This window comes from Streptomyces sp. NPDC056480 (genome assembly GCF_042795405.1).
Lineage (GTDB): Bacteria > Actinomycetota > Actinomycetes > Streptomycetales > Streptomycetaceae > Streptomyces.
Window position 1 is genome coordinate 20,000 of record NZ_JBHTSA010000067.1, and the last position, 21,427, is coordinate 41,426.

Genomic DNA, 21,427 nt, shown 5'->3' on the forward strand with positions numbered 1-21,427 from the left:
CTCGCAGTCCCGAAGGACAAGACGCCATGGCCGCCACCCCGGAAAACCCCACTCCCGCCGCCGCACGCCGCAAGACCGGGCGCCACCGTGGCGAGGGTCAGTGGGCCGTGGGGCACTTCACCCCCCTGAACGGCAATGAGCAGTTCAAGAAGGACGACGACGGTCTCAACGTACGGACACGTATTGAGACGGTCTACTCGAAGCGCGGATTCGACTCCATCGACCCCAACGACCTGCGCGGACGCATGCGCTGGTGGGGCCTCTACACCCAGCGCAAGCAGGGTCTGGACGGCACCAAGACGGGTGTCCTGGAGCCGGAGGAGCTGGACGACGAGTACTTCATGCTCCGCGTCCGCATCGACGGCGGCCGGCTGACCACCGAGCAGCTCCGGGTCATCGGCGAGATCTCCGAGGAGTTCGCCCGGGGAACCGCCGACATCACGGACCGGCAGAACGTCCAGTACCACTGGATCCGCATCGAGGACGTCCCCGAGATCTGGAACCGCCTGGAGGCGGTCGGCCTGTCCACCACCGAGGCCTGCGGCGACACCCCGCGTGTCATCCTCGGCTCCCCGGTGGCCGGCATCGCGGCCGACGAGATCATCGACGGCACGCCCGCGATCGACGAGATCTACCGTCGGATCGTCGGCAACAAGGACTTCTCCAACCTGCCCCGCAAGTTCAAGTCCGCGATCTCCGGCTCGCCGCAGCTCGACGTGGCGCACGAGATCAACGACATCGCCTTCGTCGGCGTGCACCACCCGGAGCACGGCCCCGGCTTCGACGTCTGGGTCGGCGGCGGCCTCTCCACCAACCCCAAGCTGGGCGTCCGCCTCGGCGCCTGGGTCTCCCTCGACGAGGTCCCGGACATCTACGAGGGCGTCATCTCGATCTTCCGCGACTACGGCTACCGGCGGCTGCGCAACCGCGCCCGCCTGAAGTTCCTCGTCGCCGACTGGGGCCCGGAGAAGTTCCGCCAGGTCCTGGAGGACGAGTACCTCCAGCGCAAGCTGACCGACGGCCCCGCTCCCGAGCAGCCCGCCGGCCAGTGGCGCGACCACATGGGCGTGCACCAGCAGAAGGACGGCCGGTTCTACATCGGCTTCGCCCCGCGGGTGGGCCGGGTCGACGGCGCCACGCTCACCAAGATCGCCGGCCTGGCCGAGCAGCACGGCTCCGGCCGGCTGCGCACCACCGCGGACCAGAAGATGATCCTCCTCGACGTCGAGGAGGCCCAGCTCGACTCGGCGGTCGCCGCGCTGGAGGCCCTCGACCTGCGGGTGAACCCCACCCCGTTCCGGCGCGGCACGATGGCCTGCACCGGCATCGAGTTCTGCAAGCTCGCGATCGTCGAGACCAAGGCGCGCGGTGCCTCGCTCATCGACGAACTGGAGCGCCGCGTACCGGAGTTCGACGAGCCGCTGACGATCAACATCAACGGCTGCCCGAACGCCTGCGCCCGCATCCAGGTCGCCGACATCGGCCTCAAGGGCCAGCTGGTCCTGGACGACGACGGCAACCGCGTCGAGGGCTACCAGGTGCACCTGGGCGGCGCGCTCGGCCTGGAGGCCGGCTTCGGCCGCAAGGTCCGCGGCCTCAAGGTCACCGCGGCCGAGCTCCCCGACTACGTGGAGCGGGTCCTCAAGCGCTTCCAGGCGGAGCGCGAGACCGGGGAGCGCTTCGCGACCTGGGCGGCCCGCGCCTCGGAGGAGTCCCTCTCATGAGCGAGCGTGCCGCACCGTTCCACTGCCCCTACTGCGGCGACGAGGACCTGCGTCCCAACGAGCAGGGTCACGGCGCCTGGGAATGCGCCGCGTGCAGCCGAGCCTTCCAGTTGAAGTTCCTGGGGCTGCTCGCCCCCGGCACTTCAGGCAACACCCCTGGAGGGAAAGAGATATGACGCTCACTCAGGACGCCACCACGGCCGACCTCAAGGCACTCGCCGAGCAGGCCGGCCGTGATCTGGAGGACGCCTCCGCACTGGAGATCCTCCGCTGGGCCGTGGACACCTTCGGTGAGGGCTTCTGCGTCACCTCCTCCATGGAGGACGCGGTCGTCGCCCATCTCGCCTCGCGGGTCCGGCCCGGCGTGGACGTCGTCTTCCTCGACACCGGCTACCACTTCGAGGAGACCATCGGCACCCGTGACGCCGTGGACGCCATCATGGACGTCCACGTCATCACCCTGACCCCGCGTCGGACGGTGGCCGAGCAGGACGCGGAGCACGGTCCGAAGCTCCACGACCGCGACCCCGACCTGTGCTGCGCGCTGCGCAAGGTCAAGCCCCTCGAAGAGGGCCTGACCCGGTACAGCGCCTGGGCGACCGGTCTGCGCCGCGACGAGTCCCCCACCCGGGCCAACACCCCGGTCGTCGGCTGGGACGAGAAGCGCCGCAAGGTCAAGGTCTCCCCCATCGCCCGCTGGACGCAGGACGACGTCGACGCGTACGTCACCGAGCACGGCGTCCTCACCAACCCGCTCCTGATGGACGGTTACGCCTCCGTCGGCTGCGCCCCCTGCACCCGTCGCGTCCTGGAGGGCGAGGACGCCCGCGCCGGACGCTGGGCGGGACGCGGCAAGACCGAATGCGGGCTGCACGGATGACGGACACTCAGGAAGTTCAGGAGAAGCACGTGACGGGTGCCACCATCTGGCTCACCGGCCTGCCGAGCGCCGGCAAGACCACCATCGCGTACGAGCTGGCCGGCCGGCTCCGCGAGGAGGGCCACCGGGTCGAGGTGCTGGACGGCGACGAGATCCGCGAGTTCCTCTCCGCGGGCCTCGGCTTCAGCCGCGAGGACCGGCACACCAACGTGCAGCGGATCGGGTTCGTCGCCGAGCTGCTCGCCTCCAACGGCGTGAAGGCCCTCGTCCCCGTCATCGCCCCGTACGAGGACAGCCGCGAGGCGGTCCGCAAGCGCCACGCGTCCGAAGGCACCCCCTACGTCGAGGTGCACGTCGCCACTCCGGTGGACGTCTGCTCCGTACGCGACGTGAAGGGTCTCTACGCCAAGCAGGCCGCGGGCGAGATCAGCGGCCTCACCGGTGTCGACGACCCGTACGACGAGCCGCGCGACCCGGATCTGCGGATCGAGTCCCACACCCAGACCGTGCAGGAGTCCGCGGCGCAGCTCCACGCGCTGCTCACCGAGAGGGGTCTGCTGTGACCACCGTCGCTCATGTTCACGACAGCACCGACAATCCGTTCGCGCTGTCGCACCTCGACTCCCTCGAGTCCGAGGCCGTCCACATCTTCCGTGAGGTGGCGGGCGAGTTCGAGCGGCCGGTGATCCTCTTCTCCGGCGGCAAGGACTCCATCGTCATGCTGCACCTGGCGCTGAAGGCCTTCGCCCCCGCGCCGATCCCCTTCACGCTGCTGCACGTCGACACCGGGCACAACTTCCCCGAGGTGCTGGAGTACCGCGACCGCACCGTCGCCAAGCACGGCCTGCGGCTGCACGTCGCCTCCGTGCAGGAGTACATCGACGCCGGCAAGCTGCGCGAGCGCCCCGACGGCACCCGCAACCCGCTGCAGACCGTCCCGCTCACCGAGGCGATCCAGCAGCACCGCTTCGACGCCGTCTTCGGCGGGGGCCGCCGCGACGAGGAGAAGGCCCGCGCCAAGGAGCGGGTGTTCTCGCTGCGCGACGAGTTCTCTCAGTGGGACCCGCGCCGCCAGCGCCCCGAGCTGTGGCAGCTCTACAACGGCCGCCACGCCCCCGGCGAGCACGTCCGTGTCTTCCCGCTGTCCAACTGGACCGAGCTGGACGTCTGGCAGTACATCCAGCGCGAGAAGATCGAGCTCCCGGAGATCTACTTCGCCCATGAGCGCGAGGTGTTCGCCCGCAGCGGCATGTGGCTGACGGCCGGCGACTGGGGCGGCCCGAAGGAGTCCGAGACCACGCAGACGCGGCTGATCCGCTACCGCACCGTCGGCGACATGTCCTGCACCGGCGCCGTCGACTCCGACGCCACCACGCTGGACGCCGTCATCGCCGAGATCGCCGCCTCCCGGCTCACCGAGCGGGGCGCGACCCGCGCCGACGACAAGATGTCCGAGGCAGCGATGGAAGACCGCAAGCGCGAAGGGTACTTCTAATGAGCACGTCCACCGAGCAGCTGACCGAGCAGCTGGCGGCCACCACCCTGCTGCGCTTCGCCACCGCCGGCTCCGTCGACGACGGCAAGTCCACCCTGGTGGGCCGGCTGCTCCACGACTCCAAGTCGGTGCTGGTCGACCAGCTGGAGGCCGTGGAGCACGCCTCGCGCTCCCGTGGCCAGGAGGCTCCCGACCTGGCGCTCCTCACCGACGGTCTGCGGGCCGAGCGCGAGCAGGGCATCACCATCGACGTGGCCTACCGCTACTTCGCGACGCCCCGCCGCCGCTTCATCCTCGCCGACACCCCCGGGCACGTGCAGTACACCCGGAACATGGTGACCGGCGCCTCCACCGCCGAGCTCGCCGTGGTCCTCGTCGACGCCCGCAACGGCGTGGTCGAGCAGACCCGCCGGCACGCGGCCGTCGCCGCGCTGCTCCGCGTGCCGCACGTGGTCCTGGCCGTGAACAAGATGGACCTGGTCGAGTACCGGGAGCCCGTCTTCGCCGCGATCGCCGAGGAGTTCACGACGTACGCCTCCGAGCTCGGCGTCCCGGAGATCACCGCGATCCCCATCTCGGCGCTGGCCGGCGACAACGTCGTGGAGCCGTCCGCGAACATGGACTGGTACGGCGGCCCGACGGTCCTGGAGCACCTGGAGACCGTCCCGGTCAGCCACGACCTGACGGCCTGCCACGCGCGGTTCCCCGTGCAGTACGTGATCCGCCCGCAGACCGCCGAGCACCCCGACTACCGGGGCTACGCCGGTCAGATCGCGGCCGGTGCCTTCCGGGTCGGCGAGGAGATCACCGTCCTGCCGTCGGGGAAGACCTCCACGATCACCGGGATCGACGCGCTGGGCGAGGCCGTGGACATCGCCTGGGCGCCGCAGTCGGTCACCATCCGGCTCGCCGACGACATCGACATCTCGCGCGGCGACCTGCTCGCCCCGAGCGGTGACGCCCCGCCGACCACGCAGGACATCGAGGCGACCGTCTGCCACGTGGCGGACCACCCGCTCGCCGTCGGCCAGCGGGTGCTGCTGAAGCACACCACCCGCACCGTCAAGGCGATCGTCAAGGAGATCCCCTCGCGGCTGACCCTGGACGACCTCTCGCAGCACCCGAACCCGGGTCAGCTGGTCGCCAACGACATCGGCCGGGTCGTGGTGCGCACCGCCGAGCCGCTCGCGCTCGACGCGTACGCCGACTCGCGCCGCACCGGTTCGTTCCTGCTGATCGACCCCGCTGACGGCACGACGCTCGCGGCGGGCATGGCGGGCGAGTCCTTCGCCACCGCCAAGGCCGTCGCGGTCGTCGAGGACGAAGAAGGATGGGACTTCTGAGATGAGAGAGAACGTCTACGCCACCTTCGCGAAGGAAGGCGGCCGAGTGGGCTCCGGCGCCCTCGGCGCAGGCATGGGAGGCGTCGCGCGATGTGCGTGCTGACCTCGACGCGCCGCATGCGCGGTGCGACCCCGCTCCACCCGCTCCACCCCGAACGACATAGACGCAGACTTCGAAGACGCTGAATCGAGGGGAAAACCTCCCGTGCCTGCCACCACCCGTACCACCCTGCGCCGCGGCCTCGCCGCCGCCGCCGCCCTGCCGCTGCTGATCGGCGCGCTCGCCTCGTGCGGCTACGGCTCCGACGCCAAGAACGACGAGAAGAAGGTGGCCGCCGAGGGCAAGAAGCTCTCCGCCGACACCGTACGGCTCGGGTACTTCCCCAACCTCACCCACGCGACCGCGCTGATCGGCGTCCAGGACGGCCTGATCCAGAAGGAGCTGGGCGGCACCACGCTGAAGCCGCAGACCTTCAACGCCGGCCCGTCCGAGATCGAGGCGCTCAACGGCGGCTCCCTGGACATCGGCTTCATCGGCCCCTCGCCGTCCATCAACGCGTACGTCAAGTCCAAGGGCTCGAACCTGCGGATCATCTCCGGCTCCGCCTCCGGCGGCGTCAAGCTGGTCGTGAACCCCGACAAGATCAAGACCCTGGACGACCTCAAGGGCAAGCGGATCGCCACCCCTCAGAAGGGGAACACGCAGGACGTCGCGCTCCTCAACTGGATCGCGGAGAAGGGCTGGAAGGTCGACCCGGAGTCCGGCAAGGGTGACGTCTCCGTCGTCCGCACGGACAACAAGGTGACCCCGGACGCCTTCAAGTCCGGCTCCATCGACGGCGCCTGGGTGCCCGAGCCGACCGCCTCCAAGCTGGTCTCCCAGGGCGGCAAGGTCCTCCTCGACGAGACCTCCCTGTGGCCCGACAAGAAGTTCGTGATCACGAACATCATCGTGTCGCAGAAGTTCCTCACGGAGCACCCGGACGTGGTCGAGGCCGTGCTGACGGGCACGGTGAAGACCAACGAGTGGATCAACGCCAACCCGGACAAGGCGAAGGCGTCCGCCAACGCGGCGCTGAAGTCCCTCGGCGGCAAGGCACTCGACGCCAAGGTCATCGACCCGGCGTGGCCGAGCATCGCGATCACCAACGACCCGCTGGCCGCGACGCTCAAGACCCAGTCCGAGTGGGCGGTCAAGGCCCAGCTGATCAAGCAGCCCGAGCTGTCCGGCATCTACGACCTGAAGCTCCTCAACAAGGTGCTGAAGGCCGCCGGCCAGCCCGAGGTCTCCGACGCCGGTCTCGGCGTCAAGTAACCGCGCCGAGCCGACACGACAGACCGCGAATCCGTAACCCCAGGAGGTGACGACCATGGCCACGACGTTCGCCAAGGCTGCCGAGGGCACCGTAGCGGAGCAGACGCACGCCGCCCGGATCGAGCACGTCTCGAAGTCCTTCTCCGGCCCGGCCGGTACCCAGCTCGTCCTGGACGACGTCACTCTCGACGTCGCGCCCGGCGAGTTCGTCACCATCCTGGGGGCCTCGGGGTGCGGCAAGTCCACCCTGTTGAACCTGGTCGCGGGACTCGACCGGCCGACCCAGGGGTCCATCGAGACCCCGGGCGGCCGGCCGGCCCTGATGTTCCAGGAGCACGCCCTCTTCCCGTGGCTGACCGCGGGCAAGAACATCGAACTGGCCCTGCGGCTGCGCGGGGTGGCGAAGGCCGAGCGCAGGCCGGAGGCCGAGCGGCTGCTCGAACTGGTCCGGCTCGGCGGCGCGTACGGGAAGCGGGTGCACGAGCTGTCCGGCGGCATGCGGCAGCGCGTGGCCCTCGCCCGGGCGCTGGCCCAGGACAGCCAGCTGCTGCTGATGGACGAGCCGTTCGCGGCCCTGGACGCCATCACCCGTGACGTGCTGCACGGCGAGCTCACCCGTATCTGGGAGGAGACCAACCTCTCGGTCCTGTTCGTCACCCACAACGTGCGCGAGGCCGTGCGCCTCGCGCAGCGGGTGGTCCTCCTCTCCTCCCGCCCGGGCCGGGTCGCGAAGGAATGGACCGTGGGCATCCCGCAGCCGCGCCGCATCGAGGACGCGGACGTGGCCGAGCTGTCCCTTGAGATCACTGAACACCTGCGTGGGGAGATCCGCCGCCATGGCCAGCACTGACACCGCCGCGACGGTCAAGAAGGACGACCTCGCCGGTCTGGAGGCCGGACTCGACGCCCTGGACGCGGTCGAGATCCGCCGCACCCCGGTCCGGGAGGTCCTCCTCAAGAAGGTCTTCCCGCCCACCCTCGCCGTCGTCCTGGTCCTCGCGGTCTGGCAGATCCTCGTCTCCGCGAAGATCACCGAGGAGACCAAGCTGCCCGCGCCGTCCGCGGTGTGGGACGGTCTGACCGACATGTGGCTGCAGGGCACCCTGCTCGAGGTCATCTGGACCAGCGTGTCCCGGGGTCTGGCGGGCTTCCTGCTGGCCCTCGCCATCGGCACCCCGCTGGGCCTGCTCGTGGCCCGGGTGAAGTTCGTGCGCGCCGCGATCGGCCCGATCCTGTCGGGCCTGCAGTCGCTGCCGTCGGTGGCGTGGGTGCCGCCGGCCGTGCTCTGGTTCGGCCTGAACGACGCGATGATGTTCACGGTGATCCTGCTGGGTGCCGTCCCGTCCATCGCCAACGGTCTGGTCTCCGGCGTCGACCAGGTCCCGCCGCTGTTCCTGCGGGCCGGCCGCACCATGGGCGCCACCGGCCTGCGGGGCACCTGGCACGTGACGCTTCCGGCGGCGCTGCCCGGCTACCTGGCCGGTCTGAAGCAGGGCTGGGCCTTCTCCTGGCGTTCGCTGATGGCCGCCGAGATCATCGCCTCCTCCCCGGACCTGGGCCTGGGCCTGGGCCAGTTGCTGGAGAACGGCCGCAACAACATCGACCTGCCCGGAGTGTTCCTCGCGATCCTGCTGATCCTGGTCGTCGGCATCGCGATCGACCTGCTGATCTTCAGCCCGCTGGAGCGCTGGGTGCTCCGCAGCCGCGGCCTGCTGGTGAAGTGAGCCGATCCGCCATGAACCGACCTGTCCTTCTCGTCATCGCCCACGGCAGCCGCGATCCGCGGCACGCGGCGACCGTCCAGGCGCTGGTGCGCCGGGCCGGTGCGCTGCGGCCGGAGCTGCGGGTGGAGACGGCGTTCCTGGACTTCAACCTGCCGTCGGTTCCGGGGGTGCTCGACCGGCTCGCCGCCGACGGCGTACGGGACGTGGTGGCGCTGCCGCTGCTGCTGACCCGGGCCTTCCACGCGAAGGCCGACATCCCCGCCGTGCTGCGCCAGGCTCCGCCGTCCCTGCGGATCCGCCAGGCGGAGGTCCTCGGACCCTCGCCGCTGCTCATCGAAGCGGTGGAACGGCGGCTGTACGAGGCCGGGCTCACGCCCGGCGACAAGAGCGCGACCGGGGTCGTCCTGGCCTCGGCGGGCTCCACCGACCCGGAGGCGATCGCGGTGATCGCAGAAACGGCGCGGGAGCTGCGGCGCACCGGTTGGTGCTCCGTGCGGCCCGCGTTCGCCTCCGCATCCCTGCCCCGCACGGAGGACGCCGTGCGGGCCCTGCGGGCCGAGCCGGGCGTCCGCCGGGTGGCCGTCGCCCCGTATGTCATCGCCCCCGGGCGTCTCCCGGACCGCATCGCGGCGGGCGCGGCGGAGGCGGACGTCCTGGCGGATGTCCTGGGCCCCTCCCCGGAATTGGCCCGGCTGCTCCTCGAGCGCTACGACGCCGCCCACGCGGCCCGCGTCGCCGTGGCCCACTCGGCCTAGAGGGGGAACTCCCCGGGAACCTGTCCGACAATTCGGCCGGTCGGCGGATGCGAGCAACTTCATGCCCGTGCCGTGCATCCATCGGCCCCTCTCGTGCGTCTTCTGTGCGCCGGGCCTTTGCGTGCCCGGATGACATCGGTTCCTACCAAGGGCAGAAGACTTTGATCACTTCGACACTCGGCGTACGCAGAGCCGTGACCGTCACGATCACGGCCTCGGCCGTACTGGCCGGCGGCCTCTTCACGGGCCAGGCGTACGCCGCGCCGCCCACCCCGTCGATCACCGCCCAGGGCGGCTTCGTCATGAACAACGGGACGGGCACCACGCTGTTCGGGAAGGCCGCCGACACCCGTCGGTCGACCGGTTCGACCACGAAGATCATGACCGCGAAGGTGGTCCTGGCGCAGCGGGGCCTGAACCTCGACTCCAAGGTCACGATCCAGAAGGCGTACAGCGACTACATCGTCTCCAAGAACGCCTCGTCCGCCCGTCTCATCGTCGGCGACAAGGTGACGGTCCGGCAGCTCCTCTACGGCCTGATGCTGCCGTCGGGTTGCGACGCGGCCTACGCGCTGGCCGACAAGTTCGGCACCGGCACCACGCGGGCCGCCCGGATCAAGTCGTTCATCGGGAAGATGAACACCGAGGCCCGCAACCTCGGCATGCGCAACACCCACTTCGACTCCTTCGACGGAATAAGCAATGGGAGCAACTACTCGACTCCTCGCGATCTGACGAAGCTCGCGAGCAGTGCGATGAAGAACTCCACGTTCCGTACCGTGGTCAAGACGAAGTCCACGAAGCAGAAGGTGACCACGAAGACCGGCGGCTACCGGTACATGTCGTGGACCAACACGAACAAGCTTCTGAGCACCTACAGCGGCGCGATCGGCGTGAAGACCGGTTCGGGCCCGCAGGCCAAGTACTGCCTCGTCTTCGCGGCCACCCGCGGCAGCAAGACGGTCATCGGTGCGGTGCTCGCCTCGTCGAGCGAGACGAACCGGGCGGCCGACGTCAAGAAGCTGCTGGACTACGGCTTCGCCAGGTAGTTCGCGTGATCGGCGGTGAACGGCCCACGACGGCGCCGGTCCCGCCCCGGGCCTGTCTTCCGCTCGTCGGGAGGCAGGCCTTCGCCGTGTTCCGCCGGACACCCGCTAGCCGAAGTCGAGGCCGCCCGTGCGGGTCCGCTTCAGTTCGAAGAGGTCCGGGTGGCCGGCGAGGACCCGGAAGCCGTCGAAGAGTTCGGCCGCGCGCTCGCCGCGCGGGACGGCACGCAGCACCGGGCCGAACCAGACGGTGCCGTCGACGTGGATCGTGGGGGTGCCGACGTACGCGTCGGCGTCGGGGTCCTTGCCGGCGTCGTGGCTGCGGCGGACGGCCTCGTCGTACGCCGGGTCGTGGGCGGCCGCGGCGAGTGCGGCGGGCAGGCCGAGCTCGGCGAGCGACTCGGCGACGACGGCGTCGAAGTCCTGCCGCTTCTGCTCGTGGATGCGGGTTCCGTACGCGGTGTAGAGCGGGCGCAGGATCTCCTCGCCGTGGCGTTCGGCGGCGGCCGCGGCGACTCTGACCGGTCCGATCGAGGCGTCGACGAGTGCGCGGTACCAGTCGGGCAGGGTGTTGCCCTCGTTGTGCAGGTACAGGCTCATGACCTTGAAGCGGAGGTCGATGTCCCGCTCGCGTTCGACCTCCAGGATCCACCGTGAGGTGATCCAGGCGAAGGGGCAGGCGGGGTCGAAGTAGAAGTCGACGGCGGGCCGGGGCGTGGTCTCGGTGTGCGTCATGCCGAGAAATCTAGCCATTCATTGGCCTGCCCCAGTGGTCCAATCGCGCCCCCTCGGAGTGGGCCACTCGGCGGTCAGTCCTCCTTGGTCATCTCGATGAGCCTGACCACGGTGTTCCAGTTCCGGGCGGTGGCGACGAGCCCCTTCACCACGGCCGGACGGGAGACCACGTCGCCCAGCCTGGACCTTCCCAGGCCGTCGGGGACGTAGAGGTAGAGCACGCGGTCGCCGAGGGCGAAGTCCTCGGGGAGATAGGCCTCGCGGTCGATCGCGGCGAAGCGCTCGGGGTCGACGGGGCCGGAGTAGTAGATGGCATGGAGCTGCTTGCCCTCGAGCTCGGCGGCCGGGAAGGGACAGGCCTCGGCCACCGCCGCCAGGTAGTCGCCGCCGCGGACGAGGCAGTCGACGCGGAAGCCGAACCGCTCCTCGATCGCGTCTTCGAGCGCGGTGGCGAGCTCGTCCTCCCCGGTGCCGGAGTCGGTGGTGAAGACGGCGTTCCCGCTCTGGAGGTAGGTGCGGACGTTCGTGTGCCCGAGACCTTCGAGGAGGGGCCGGAGCTCCGCCATGGGGACCTTGCGGTGTCCGCTCACGTTGATGCCGCGCAGCAGGGCCGCGTACGTCTTCGTCGTCATGGGTCAAATCTAGGCGGGCCACCGCGCCTCGTGGGGGGCGGCGCGGTGGCCGGTTCGAACACTGTCCGATCAAGGGGATCGGCGAGAAGACCCTTCACCCATCTGTGACTTATTCAACAAAGCTTCGTAATGACGAACCCCTGGTGAAAGCGTCATTTGCGCTGATAGCGGGCGAGCACCCGGTTGCCGTCCGTCACCAGACGCCTGCGGAGCTCGGCGCCGTCGATGGCGCCGCTGTAGTACTCCTGGAAGGCGGGCGTGGCCACCTTGTCCTTCCACTCCGGGTAACCGCGCACCGACTGCGCCGGCGCGGGCCGCAGCCGCCCGGCCACCGCGGCCCCCGTCGCCCAGCCGTCCCGGGCGGTGTGGAGCGAGGGGTCGGCGAGCGCGGTCGTGCCGGTGGGCAGCATCCAGTCGCCGCGCGCGAGCCGCACCATGTTCTCCGGCCGCAGGAAGAAGTCGAGGAACGCGGCCGCCTCCTTCTTGTACGGACTGTCCGCGGCGATCGACAGGGTCTGCGGGGAGACGCCCTGGGTGAGTCCGTCGTCTCCGGCGGGGGCGGGCAGGACCGTCCACTCGAAGCCCTCGGGGGCCTGTTGGGCGATCTGCTGCCGGTAGGCGAAGCCCAGCGGGACCATGGCGTACCTGCCGGCGAAGAAGCCGGGGAGGGTGTCGGAGCCGCCGCTGCCGAGGGTGGTGCGCGGGGCGGTGCGGTCGGTGACGACCTGGTCGTGGATCGTGCCGGGGACGACGGCGTCGGCCTCGGTGAAGCGGATGGCGACCCGGCCGTCGGCCTCCCGGTGGAAGAGCCGGCCGCCCGCCGAGAGCCCCAGGTTGAGGCTGACGGAGACGGGCTCCTTGAGCGGCCAGGCCACGGCGTACCGGCCGGAGCCCATGGTGCGGGTGAGGTCCCGGGCGATCTGCCGGAACTCGGTCCAGGTCCAGGGTTCCGCGGGGGTGGGGAGGCGGACGCCGGAGGATTCGAGGATCTTCCGGTTGGCGATGATCACGCGCGGTTCCTGGAGGAACGGCACGCCGTAGATTCCCTCGCCGAAGGTGGTGGTCTGCCAGCTGCGGGCGGGGATGTCGGCGCGGAGCCGCTCGGGCAGCAGCGGGCGGAGGTCGGCGAGGTCGCCGCCGTAGGCGAAGTCGGCGAGGTCGTCGGAGGCGTCGTGGATGATGTCGGGCGCCTCGCCGCCCTCGAAGGAGGTGAGGAGCTGGTCGTGGACGGAGTCCCAGCTGCCCTGGACGTAGTCGATCTGGACGTCGGGGTGGGTGGCGTTCCACTCCTCCACCAGCCGGCGGTTGGCGTCGACGGACTCCTTCTGCCAGGCGAGGGACTGGAAGCGGAGCCGTACGACCCCGTCCTGGGGGGCGTCGTTCCCCGCCGTGCAGCCGGTGACGAGCAGGGCGAGCGCGGCGGTGAGGGTGAGGATCCGTCGTCTCATGACTTCACCGCCCCGGCCAGCGTCCCGCCGGTGATCCGTCGCTGGAGGAGGCCGAAGACGACCAGGGAGGGGAGGGTGGCGAGGAAGGCCGCGGCGGCCAGCGGGCCGAGGTCGGCGACGCCCTCGGCGCCGAGGAAGTGGGTGAGGACGACCGGCAGGGTCTGCTTCTCCGGGGTCTTGAGCAGGACGAGCGCGAAGAAGAACTCGTTCCACGCGGTGACGAAGGCGAAGAGGGCGGTGGCGACGATGCCGGGGACGAGCAGCGGGGCGGTGACCGAGACGAGGGTACGGAGCCGGCCCGCGCCGTCGACGGCGGCGGCCTCCTCCAGTTCGGCGGGCACGGCCCGGACGTATCCCGTCAGCATCCAGAGGGCGAAGGGCAGCGACCAGACCACGTAGACGAGGACGAGGCCGAGCACGCTGTTCACGAGGTGCAGGTTCTTGAGGATCAGGAACAGCGGAATGATCACGAGGACGAACGGGAACGCCTGGCTGATCACCACCCAGCCGGTCGCGGCCGAGGCGAGCCTGCCCCGGTGGCGGGCCGTCACATAGGCCAGCGGGGTCGCGACGGCCACCGCGATCACGGCGGCGGCGACCGCGGCGACCAGGCTGTTCCCGGCGGCCCTGAGCAGCGGCTGCTCGTCGAAGGCCTGCCGGAAGTTGGCGAGCGTGGGGTCCTTCGGGATCCAGGTGGGGTGCAGCGAGGCGAGCTCGGGGGCGGGTTTGAAGGCGGTGGAGACCAGCCAGAGGAAGGGGAAGGCGAGGAAGACCAGATACGCGAGCAGGGCCGCGTACTGGCCGAGTCGCGCGGGTCTGCTCGTCCGGAGGGCGCTCACCGGTCCTGGTCCCCTTTCAGCCGTCGTACGAGGGAGAGGGCGATGAGCACCGAGACGGCGGCGATCATCACGCAGCCCATCGCGGCGGCATAGCCGAACTGTCCGTAGCGGAAGGCCTCTTCGTAGGCGAAGAGCATGGGGAGCCGGGTCCGGCCGCCCGGTCCGCCGTTGGTCAGCACATAGACCAGGGCGAAGGAGTTGAAGTTCCAGATGAGGTTGAGGGCGGTGATGGCGAGGGCGACCGGTCTGAGCGCGGGCCAGGTGACGACGCGGAAGCGGCGCCAGGCTCCGGCGCCGTCGAGGGCGGCGGCCTCGTGGAGTTCGTGCGGGGTGTTCTGGAGTCCGGCGAGCAGGGCGACGGTGGTCTGCGGCATCCCGGCCCAGACGCCGACGAGGACGACGGCGGGGAGCGCGGTGGCGAGGCCGGAGAGCCAGTCGCGGCCTTCGCCGAGGCCGAGGTTCCGGATCGTCTCGTTGAGGATGCCGGCGTCGGGGTTGTAGACGAGCCGCCACATGATGCCGACGACGACCTCCGGCATCGCCCAGGGAACGATCGCGAGGGCCCGCGCCAGCCAGCGGAAGCGGAGCTTCTGGTCGAGCAGGAGGGCGAGGCCGAGCGCGAGCAGGAACTGGGGGACGGTGACCCCGACGGCCCAGACCGCGCCGATGCGGAACGAGTCCCAGAACAGGGTGTCGTGCAGCAGGTCCTGGAAGTTGAGCGTGCCCACCCAGCCGGTGGCCCGGGTGCGTCCGGACTGGGCGTCCGTGAAGGCGAGCGCGATGCCGTAGAGCAGCGGGCCGACGCTGAGGACCAGGATCGGCAGCAGCGCCGGGAGGACCAGGAACCAGGCGCCGAAGTCGGGTCCGCGCGGGCGTGTCCCGTGGGTGGCGCGCGGTGTGCGCGTCCGGCCCGGCCGCTTCGTCGCGGTCAGCGAGCTCACCGATTCGACCCCCGTCCGCCCGTCCCCGGACTCCGGCCGGGGGACCCGCACCGCCGTGGGAACCCCGCCATGGTGCTGACGGCCCGGGGGCCGGTCAAGGCGATCTGCGCGGTGAGCTGCGCGGATGGGAGACTTTGGCTCAATCACACAGGTAGGGAGAGGTCCATGGACGAGGCGCGGGCGCGGGAGATCCTGGCCGCGGCGGGGTTGCCGGTCGCGGAGGCACGGCTGCTGGCCCTCGGGGAGAACGCGGTCTTCGCCGTGGGCGATCTCGCCGTGAAGGTGGGCCGGGACGCCGAGCTGTTCGAGCGGGCGGAGCGGGAGCTGGCGCTGGCCGCCTGGCTGGCCGACGCGGGGGTCCCGGCGGTGCGGGCCGCCGAGGAGAAGCCGCGGCTGGTCGAGGGGCACCCGCTCACGTTCTGGCACCGGCTGCCCGAGGCCGTACGGCCCGCGGAGCCCCGTGATCTGGCGCCGCTGCTCCGGCGGATCCACGCGCTGCCGGAGCCGGCGGCCTTCACCCTGCCGCGCCGTGAGCTGCTCGGCGGGGTCGAGCGATGGCTGCGGCTCGCGGGCGACGCGATCGACCCGGCGGACGCGGCCTTCCTGCGGGAGCGGCGCGATGCCTTCGCCCCGGCGGCGGCCGCGCTGACGCCGCACCTGACGCCCGGCCCGATCCACGGCGACGCGCTCCCCCGGAACGTCCACGTCGGCCCCGAAGGACCGGTCCTGGTGGACCTGGAGACCTTCTCCTCGGATCTGCGCGAGCACGACCTCGTGGTGCTCGCGCTCTCCCGGGACCGGTACGGCCTGGACCCGGCCGCGTACGAGGCCTTCACCGAGGCGTACGGCTGGGACGTGCGGGAGTGGGAGGGATGCGCGGTGCTGCGCGGGGCGCGGGAGACCGCGAGCTGTGCGTGGGTGGCGCAGCACGCGCCGACGAACCCGAAGGCGCTGGCCGAATTCGAGCGGCGGGTGGCCTCGCTGCGGGACGGCGACCCCGAGGTGCGCTGGTATCCGTTCTGACATCATGAGGTCCTGACCGAACCGGGGTCCGAGAACGGGGTGTTGGGATGCGCGTGGAACTGTCCGAGGTGACGCTCGACGTCGAGGTGAGCGGTGAGGGACCGGCCGTGCTGCTCGTGCACGGCTTCCCCGACAGCCACCGTCTGTGGCGTCATCAGATCCCGGCGCTGAACGCGGCCGGGTTCACGACGGTCGCCCCGACGCTGCGCGGCTTCGGGGCCTCGGACCGCCCGGAGGGCGGTCCGGAGGCGTACCACCCGGCCAAGCACGTCGGCGATGTGCTGGAGCTGCTGGCCCGGCTGGAGATCGACCGGTTCCACGTGGTCGGCCACGACTGGGGCTCGGGACTCGCGCAGGGCATCGCGCAGGTCGTACCCGACCGGGTGGCGAGTGCGACGCTCATGTCGGTGGGCAACCTCGCGGCGATCCTCGCCGCGGGCTGGGAGCAGCGGCAGCGCCTGTGGCACCTGTCGATGTTCCAGCACGAGGGACTCGCCGAGGAGTGGCTCTCGCGCGAGGACTTCGCGCGGATGCGCGAGATGCTGGACGACCACGCGGAGGCGGAGGCCGTCCTGGAGCCGTTGCGCGCTCCCGGCGGGCTGACCGCCGCCCTCCAGATCTACCGGTCGGGGTTGTCCATCGAGACCCAGCTGGGCGAGCCCCCGGTGCTTCCCCCGCTGTCCGTACCGGTCATGGGCGTCTGGTCCACCGGCGACCGTTTCCTCGGCGAGCGGCAGATGGTGGACACCGGCGAGCACGTCTCCGGTCCCTGGCGCTACGAGCGCGTGGAGGACGCGGGCCACTGGTTCCCGCTGGACCGGCCGGAGCGGGTGAACGACCTGCTGCTCTCCTTCCTGAAGGAGAACTCCTGACGCGTCGGTGCTAGACCGCCGCCGCGACCGCCTCGCGCAGGGGCCACGTGGAGTCGACGACCGCCTCCGCGTCGCCCTTGCGGCGCAGGAAGGCCTGGAAGTTCTCGGCCCAGGCGCGGTACCAGCCGATCTGGCGCTCATGGAGCTCGGCCGGGTTCAGCTCGGCGACCTGGCGGTGCCGCTCGGCTATCGCGACGGCGACCCGGACGGCGGCGAGCGCGTCGGCGGCGGCCTGGTGGGCGGCTTCGAGCACCACCCCGTACTCCCCGCAGACCGCTTCCAGGTTCCGCTTGCCGCGCCGGTAGCGGTCGACGGCCCGGTCGATGGTGTACGGGTCGACGACGGGCCCGATGGGGACGCCGCCGAGCCGCTCGCTGAGCGAGGGCAGTCCGTGCCGGCGCAGCTCGGCGGAGAGCAGCGTCAGGTCGAAGGAGGCGTTGTACGCGACGACCGGGACGCCGTCCTCCCAGTACTCGGCGAGGGCCTGCGCGATCTCGTCGGCGACCTCGCGCACCGGCCGGCCCTCGGCGGCCGCCCGCTCGGTGCTGATGCCGTGGATCGCGGAGGCCTGCTCCGGGATGCGGATGCCCGGGTCGGCGAGCCAGTCCCGCCGGCGCGTGACGTGTCCCCCGCCGTCGACCTCGATGATCGAGGCCGTCACGATCCGGGCCTCCAGCGGTTCGGTGCCGGTCGTCTCCAGGTCGAAGCCGACCAGCGTCTCGCCGTGCCAAGCCATCGGGTCCTCCTTACGTGATCTCCCCCGTGGTGCTGACCACCCTCGCACGCACCACTGACAACGCTCCCGGCCTCCCCCGTCGAAGGGTCAGGAGACGGGTCGGGAATCGAGCCAGACGGACTCGAATTCCTCCCGGTATGTCTCGAAAAGTCCGTGATCGCCGTCACGCATGCCCTGACCGTGCCGCACCACGTTCCTCCCGCCGCCCCGCAGGACGAGCACCGGCGCCTCCATGCCCCGGGCGCGGCGCAGATAGGACTGGACGACGCCGACCCCGTCCGGCCCGTCGCCGTCGACCAGATAGGCGGTGAAGCGGGGCGTCTCGTCGAAGACGTGGATCTGGAAGGCGCCCGGGTCCCGGAGCTTGGAGCGGACCCGGCGCATGTGCAGGATGTTCATCTCCACCGAGCGGCTCAGCTCGCCCTTCTTGAGCCCGAGTTCGCGCTCGCGGCGCTTCACGGCGCTGCTGGCCGGGTTGAGGAAGAGGAGCCGGGTGCGGCAGCCGGACTCGGCGAGCCTGACCATGCGACGCCCCGAGAAGTTCTGCACGAGCAGGTTGAGACCTATGCCGGTGGCGTCGAGGCGACGGGCCCCGCCGAAGAGGTCCTCGGCCGGCAGCTGCCGCTGGAGCCGGACCCGGTCGGGGTGGACGGAGACCACGTCCGCGTACCGGTCCCCGACGAGGTCCTCGACCGCGTCCACGGGCAGCCGGTCGGCGGAGGGCACCCCGGCGCCGCTGCCGAGGATCTCCAGGATGCGGGCCGAGGCCCGCTCCGACTGGGCGAGGACGGTCAGCGACAGCGCCCGGTTGCGGGAGACCACGTTGCGCGTGACCTCCAGCTCGTCGAGGGCGAGCTCGACCTCCCGCCGGTCGTCGAAGTAGGGCTCGAAGCAGGGCCAGTGCTGCACCATCAGCTCGCGCAGCTGCGGCAGGGTGAGGAAGCTCAGGACGTTGTCGTCGGCCGGGTCGAGCAGATAGCCCTTGCGGCGCGACACCTCGCGCACGGCGACCGCCCGCTGCACCCACTCCTGGCCGGCCGGGCCGGCCGCGGCCACCACCCACTCCTCGCCGTGCACGGGCTCGTACACGGGCCGCAGGACGGCGGCGACCACGGCACGGAGCCGCTGCTCGACGAGGTTCAGCCAGATGTAGGCCCGTCCCGCGCGCTGGGCGCGGGTGCGGACCTCGCTCCAGGCCTCGGCGTCCCAGTCGAGCTCGGCGCCTATCTCCACCGGCCGGGCCACGGCGACGGTGCCGGGCGGCGCGGCGCCCGGCGGCGCGGCCGCGCCCGGCGGGGCCTCGGCGGGGCCGGCGGGACCCTTCTCCTGACCCGGATCCCCTGGGGGCAGCTCCAGACCTCCCGAGCTCACCCGCGCACCGCCTTCTGCTCCTGGACGCCCGTGTCGACCGGTCCGACAACGATCAAGGAAGGGTACTCCGCGAGCGGGAGGCGGTGCAGCAGGATCGTCAGGCTCCTTCCTCAACTCCCCAGATCGGGCTGCCCGTTCTGGGAGGCGAGATCGGACGGAGTGAGCGGATTCATAGCGGTTACGTCCCTGGGGGCGAGCTGGAAGCCCTGCCAGTGGACCGGCATGGGCTGCTGGTCCTCGTCCCGGGCGATGTGGTGGAACCCGATGTTGACCCAGACGGACGGCTTGGTCAGAGTCTCGCCGTTGACCCATTTGTCCACGCTGTCACCGGCGTTGGGCGCGCAGCCGCCGATGTTGTTGCTGGCGAACTTCTCGCAGGCGCGCGCCTGTGTGAAGTACACGTCGTGCTTGGTGAAGCCGCGCCCGGCGTGGGTGTCGGTGTGGCCGGGGACGATCTCGTACGAGCGGGCGTGGCCGTCGGCGTTCTTGCCGGTGCCGCTGACCACCCGCCACCAGCGCATGTTCTTGGCGTCGCCGGCGAGCTCCTTGGTGACGACGGTGCGCTTGGTCTTCACCGTCGGTCCACCGCCGCCCGGGGCGGGCGCGGTGACGGTGGAGTCGAACTGCTCGACGCGGTCCTTGGTGGAGCCGTCGAGACCGAAGTCCAGCTTCCAGAAGACGTTGTGGGCGTGGCTGGTGGCGTAGGCGCGGGAGCCCTTGCCGATGGGCCAGCCGCGGCCGTCGGTGGCGTTGTAGTCGACGGGCGAAAGGCTGCCGGTGGCACCGACGTTGGCGCCGATGGTGCCGTCGGCGGAGAAGCGCCATTCGGAAATGTACTCGTACCAGCCGACCTTGTTCACCGTGTAGACGAGCAGGTCCTTGGCCTGCGCCTGGTACACCTTGCTCCCGTTGTCGCTGGCCATGCGGTAGGCGTGGCCACGCGCCCGCGTGGTGGTGCAGAGACCCTTGATCTGACCGACCTCGGGCACCTTGACCGTGGTGACGGTGCCGCCGGGGCACTCGGCCGGCTTGAGGTTCTGCAGGCCCCAGCCGAAGCCCGCGCCGGTGAGGTCGTCGTACTCGGCGACGCCGTCGTCGTAGGGCACGTGGATCTGGGCGAGCCGGGCGCTGGTGAGGACCTTGATCGGGGCGGCCGCGCCGGGTGGCTGGTAGGTCACCTTGTCGAGCGTGAGGCCGGCGTCGGTGTCGTAGCGCCAGCACATGCGCCAGGTGGCGCCTCCGTCGAGCTTCTGCGTGATGCGGTAGGCCTTCGAGCAGTCGGCGTCGGGTGCGACGGGCGGGCGCGTCGAGGACGGCGGCGGCACCGCGAGGGTGCGCGTGGGGGCCGGGGCGGGGGCGGGGGCCGCGGTGGCCCCGGTCGCCGGAGCGGTGGCGGCGGTCGCGGTGCCCAGCAGGACGGCCGCGGTCAGGAAGGCGCCGCGCGTGCGCCGCCGTCGCCGGGTGGACGGGCTGTGCGGGGTGGACATGGGAACGTACTCCCTCGTACGGAGTTCGGGCCCGCCGTCCGCGAGGTACGGCGGGAGAGGACCGGCGGCGGTGGTCAGCCGACGCGGGTGACGGTCCTCGCGGAGAGGTCGACGATCAGGTCGCGGGTGTCGATCCAGGCCCCGTTGAGGACCTTGGTGACGAGCCGTACGCAGCGGTGCTCGCCGCAACGGGTGAGCTGCGCGGGCACGTTCGCCTCGCGGTAGGTGCGGTAGAGGTCGCCGTTGAACCACAACTGGGCGGTGGAGGTGAGCTCCTTGCCGGTGGCGTCCTCGTAGTCCTCCTTGACGCCCTTGCCGAGCGGGCTCGCGAGGATCAGCTCCAGGGCCTCGCGCAGCTCCTCGGGGTGGGCGGAGGGCTGGACCCCGCGCTGCGCGACGGACTTCTCCACCTTCCCCGTGGCGAGGTTGACGGTCCTGGTGATGAGCTCGTCCCGCCCGTAGTCGTAGAGGCGGACCTCGGCGCGGCGCGTGCCGTCCCCCGGCTGGGGGTCCCCCCGGTCGGAGACCGGGGGAGGGTCGGCGAGAACGGTGCCCAGGTGCTGGGGCCCCCGGCCGCCCTCGACGTTCTGCTGGGCCGCGGCGCCGGGCGCGGTCAGCGCCAGCGTCTCGGCCCGGGTGAGCTCGTCGTCGGTGAGCGGGTCGCTGCCCACGCCCTTCTCCCCCTCGGCCGCCGCGGGGACCACGGTCGCCGGCGGGGGCGCGGCGCCCTGTGCCTGCGCGTCGCCGCCCTGTGCTCCGTCCGCGCCCCCCTGTCCGGTCGCGGCGGAGGCTCCGGCCGATCCCGCGGTTCCGGCCGCCCCCACGGTTCCGGCCGTCCCCGCCCCGGCGGCGGCGCGGCCGCCCGGCGTGTCGTCCGCTCCCGCCGGACCCGGCAGGCTGATCGCGACCGCGACGGCGGTTCCCGTCACCGCCATGGCCGCTCCCGCCACCACCTTCCCCAGGTGACGGCGTGCTATTTCGTACACACTTCCCCCTCATTCCCCCTCTAGGTCTGCGGTCACCCGGTAGGACGGGGCGAAGTCCTAGGAGGTTGCGCCTCT

Annotated in this window: 22 protein-coding genes; 13 read left to right on the forward strand and 9 right to left on the reverse strand. The window is 71.3% G+C overall.

Translation table 11 applies throughout. From position 1 onward, the window contains the following. The first annotated feature begins 26 nt into the window (after positions 1-26). From ACFQ79_RS26030 to ACFQ79_RS26080, 11 genes are all read left to right on the forward strand, one after another. On the forward strand, positions 27-1,724 hold the full coding sequence (locus ACFQ79_RS26030) for a nitrite/sulfite reductase (RefSeq protein WP_383587597.1): 1,698 nt from the start codon (positions 27-29) through the stop codon (positions 1,722-1,724). Further along, a complete protein-coding gene (locus ACFQ79_RS26035) occupies positions 1,721-1,900 on the forward strand; it encodes a hypothetical protein (protein ID WP_078944884.1) in 180 nt (59 codons plus the stop codon). Before ACFQ79_RS26030 ends, ACFQ79_RS26035 begins: the two co-directional genes overlap by 4 nt. Next, positions 1,897-2,604 carry a phosphoadenylyl-sulfate reductase gene (locus ACFQ79_RS26040; protein ID WP_383587600.1) on the forward strand — a complete coding sequence of 236 codons (708 nt, stop codon included), beginning with the start codon at positions 1,897-1,899 and terminating at the stop codon, positions 2,602-2,604. Before ACFQ79_RS26035 ends, ACFQ79_RS26040 begins: the two co-directional genes overlap by 4 nt. Beyond that, positions 2,586-3,167, forward strand: a complete 582-nt coding sequence (gene cysC, locus ACFQ79_RS26045; RefSeq protein ID WP_383587603.1) for an adenylyl-sulfate kinase — start codon at positions 2,586-2,588, stop codon at positions 3,165-3,167. The genes ACFQ79_RS26040 and cysC overlap by 19 nt, the downstream gene beginning before the upstream one ends. Further along, a complete protein-coding gene (cysD, locus tag ACFQ79_RS26050) occupies positions 3,164-4,099 on the forward strand; it encodes a sulfate adenylyltransferase subunit CysD (protein ID WP_383587606.1) in 936 nt (311 codons plus the stop codon). Before cysC ends, cysD begins: the two co-directional genes overlap by 4 nt. Beyond that, complete coding sequence (locus tag ACFQ79_RS26055; protein WP_209497425.1) at positions 4,099-5,442, forward strand: sulfate adenylyltransferase subunit 1; 1,344 nt, start codon at positions 4,099-4,101, stop codon at positions 5,440-5,442. Before cysD ends, ACFQ79_RS26055 begins: the two co-directional genes overlap by 1 nt. A 205-nt stretch (positions 5,443-5,647) precedes the next feature. After that, a complete protein-coding gene (locus tag ACFQ79_RS26060) occupies positions 5,648-6,757 on the forward strand; it encodes an aliphatic sulfonate ABC transporter substrate-binding protein (protein WP_383587609.1) in 1,110 nt (369 codons plus the stop codon). 55 nt (positions 6,758-6,812) lie between these two features. Beyond that, positions 6,813-7,607, forward strand: a complete 795-nt coding sequence (locus ACFQ79_RS26065) for an ABC transporter ATP-binding protein (RefSeq protein ID WP_383587612.1) — start codon at positions 6,813-6,815, stop codon at positions 7,605-7,607. Further along, positions 7,594-8,481, forward strand: coding sequence for an ABC transporter permease (locus tag ACFQ79_RS26070; protein WP_266970309.1), 888 nt, complete (start codon positions 7,594-7,596; stop codon positions 8,479-8,481). Before ACFQ79_RS26065 ends, ACFQ79_RS26070 begins: the two co-directional genes overlap by 14 nt. A gap of 11 nt (positions 8,482-8,492) precedes the next feature. Next, positions 8,493-9,236 (forward strand): sirohydrochlorin chelatase, encoded by a 744-nt coding sequence (locus tag ACFQ79_RS26075; protein ID WP_383587617.1) that lies wholly within the window; start codon positions 8,493-8,495, stop codon positions 9,234-9,236. Between the two features lie 194 nt (positions 9,237-9,430). Beyond that, positions 9,431-10,285, forward strand: coding sequence for a D-alanyl-D-alanine carboxypeptidase family protein (locus ACFQ79_RS26080; RefSeq protein ID WP_383587620.1), 855 nt, complete (start codon positions 9,431-9,433; stop codon positions 10,283-10,285). A gap of 105 nt (positions 10,286-10,390) precedes the next feature. Here ACFQ79_RS26080 and ACFQ79_RS26085 read toward each other — a convergent pair whose 3' ends face one another. From ACFQ79_RS26085 to ACFQ79_RS26105, 5 genes are all read right to left on the reverse strand, one after another. Continuing rightward, a complete protein-coding gene (locus ACFQ79_RS26085) occupies positions 10,391-11,017 on the reverse strand; it encodes a DsbA family protein (protein WP_383587623.1) in 627 nt (208 codons plus the stop codon). Positions 11,018-11,091: 74 nt separating this feature from the next. Then, positions 11,092-11,649, reverse strand: a complete 558-nt coding sequence (locus ACFQ79_RS26090; RefSeq protein WP_383587626.1) for a DUF1697 domain-containing protein — start codon at positions 11,647-11,649, stop codon at positions 11,092-11,094. Positions 11,650-11,801: 152 nt separating this feature from the next. Continuing rightward, positions 11,802-13,097, reverse strand: coding sequence for an ABC transporter substrate-binding protein (locus ACFQ79_RS26095; protein WP_383587629.1), 1,296 nt, complete (start codon positions 13,095-13,097; stop codon positions 11,802-11,804). Next, the gene (locus ACFQ79_RS26100) at positions 13,094-13,936 is read right to left on the reverse strand and encodes a carbohydrate ABC transporter permease (protein WP_383587632.1); all 843 of its coding nucleotides are present in this window, start codon (positions 13,934-13,936) and stop codon (positions 13,094-13,096) included. The genes ACFQ79_RS26095 and ACFQ79_RS26100 overlap by 4 nt, the downstream gene beginning before the upstream one ends. Then, complete coding sequence (locus ACFQ79_RS26105) at positions 13,933-14,877, reverse strand: carbohydrate ABC transporter permease (RefSeq protein ID WP_383587635.1); 945 nt, start codon at positions 14,875-14,877, stop codon at positions 13,933-13,935. The genes ACFQ79_RS26100 and ACFQ79_RS26105 overlap by 4 nt, the downstream gene beginning before the upstream one ends. 165 nt (positions 14,878-15,042) lie before the next feature. On the opposite strand from ACFQ79_RS26105, the gene ACFQ79_RS26110 reads away from it, so the two are divergent. Both ACFQ79_RS26110 and ACFQ79_RS26115 read left to right on the forward strand, forming a co-directional pair. Continuing rightward, positions 15,043-15,900: a phosphotransferase gene (locus ACFQ79_RS26110; protein ID WP_383587638.1), complete on the forward strand. Its 858-nt coding sequence runs from the start codon at positions 15,043-15,045 to the stop codon at positions 15,898-15,900. A 47-nt stretch (positions 15,901-15,947) separates the two neighbouring features. Beyond that, entirely contained in the window at positions 15,948-16,772 is an 825-nt protein-coding gene (locus ACFQ79_RS26115; protein ID WP_383587641.1) for an alpha/beta fold hydrolase, read from the forward strand. A gap of 10 nt (positions 16,773-16,782) precedes the next feature. On the opposite strand, the gene ACFQ79_RS26120 is transcribed toward ACFQ79_RS26115, so the two are convergent. From ACFQ79_RS26120 to ACFQ79_RS26135, 4 genes are all read right to left on the reverse strand, one after another. Then, positions 16,783-17,508, reverse strand: coding sequence for a 3'-5' exonuclease (locus ACFQ79_RS26120; protein WP_266970295.1), 726 nt, complete (start codon positions 17,506-17,508; stop codon positions 16,783-16,785). An 87-nt stretch (positions 17,509-17,595) separates the two neighbouring features. Beyond that, positions 17,596-18,879, reverse strand: coding sequence for an SAV2148 family HEPN domain-containing protein (locus ACFQ79_RS26125; protein WP_383587644.1), 1,284 nt, complete (start codon positions 18,877-18,879; stop codon positions 17,596-17,598). 110 nt (positions 18,880-18,989) lie between these two features. Further along, complete coding sequence (locus tag ACFQ79_RS26130) at positions 18,990-20,366, reverse strand: copper amine oxidase (RefSeq protein ID WP_383587647.1); 1,377 nt, start codon at positions 20,364-20,366, stop codon at positions 18,990-18,992. A gap of 74 nt (positions 20,367-20,440) precedes the next feature. Then, positions 20,441-21,352, reverse strand: coding sequence for a Tat pathway signal sequence domain protein (locus ACFQ79_RS26135; RefSeq protein WP_383587650.1), 912 nt, complete (start codon positions 21,350-21,352; stop codon positions 20,441-20,443). Positions 21,353-21,427 lie beyond the last annotated feature (75 nt).

Bases quoted from the DNA above. Each gene is read 5' to 3' on its own strand.
- ACFQ79_RS26030 (WP_383587597.1), top strand. From the start codon at position 27: ATGGCCGCCACCCCGGAAAACCCCACTCCCGCCGCCGCACGCCGCAAG.
- ACFQ79_RS26035 (WP_078944884.1), top strand. From the start codon at position 1,721: ATGAGCGAGCGTGCCGCACCGTTCCACTGCCCCTACTGCGGCGACGAG.
- ACFQ79_RS26040 (WP_383587600.1), top strand. From the start codon at position 1,897: ATGACGCTCACTCAGGACGCCACCACGGCCGACCTCAAGGCACTCGCC.
- cysC (WP_383587603.1), top strand. From the start codon at position 2,586: ATGCGGGCTGCACGGATGACGGACACTCAGGAAGTTCAGGAGAAGCAC.
- ACFQ79_RS26055 (WP_209497425.1), top strand. From the start codon at position 4,099: ATGAGCACGTCCACCGAGCAGCTGACCGAGCAGCTGGCGGCCACCACC.
- ACFQ79_RS26065 (WP_383587612.1), top strand. From the start codon at position 6,813: ATGGCCACGACGTTCGCCAAGGCTGCCGAGGGCACCGTAGCGGAGCAG.
- ACFQ79_RS26070 (WP_266970309.1), top strand. From the start codon at position 7,594: ATGGCCAGCACTGACACCGCCGCGACGGTCAAGAAGGACGACCTCGCC.
- ACFQ79_RS26075 (WP_383587617.1), top strand. From the start codon at position 8,493: ATGAACCGACCTGTCCTTCTCGTCATCGCCCACGGCAGCCGCGATCCG.
- ACFQ79_RS26085 (WP_383587623.1), bottom strand. From the start codon at position 11,017: ATGACGCACACCGAGACCACGCCCCGGCCCGCCGTCGACTTCTACTTC.
- ACFQ79_RS26090 (WP_383587626.1), bottom strand. From the start codon at position 11,649: ATGACGACGAAGACGTACGCGGCCCTGCTGCGCGGCATCAACGTGAGC.
- ACFQ79_RS26095 (WP_383587629.1), bottom strand. From the start codon at position 13,097: ATGAGACGACGGATCCTCACCCTCACCGCCGCGCTCGCCCTGCTCGTC.
- ACFQ79_RS26110 (WP_383587638.1), top strand. From the start codon at position 15,043: ATGGACGAGGCGCGGGCGCGGGAGATCCTGGCCGCGGCGGGGTTGCCG.
- ACFQ79_RS26115 (WP_383587641.1), top strand. From the start codon at position 15,948: ATGCGCGTGGAACTGTCCGAGGTGACGCTCGACGTCGAGGTGAGCGGT.
- ACFQ79_RS26120 (WP_266970295.1), bottom strand. From the start codon at position 17,508: ATGGCTTGGCACGGCGAGACGCTGGTCGGCTTCGACCTGGAGACGACC.
- ACFQ79_RS26130 (WP_383587647.1), bottom strand. From the start codon at position 20,366: ATGTCCACCCCGCACAGCCCGTCCACCCGGCGACGGCGGCGCACGCGC.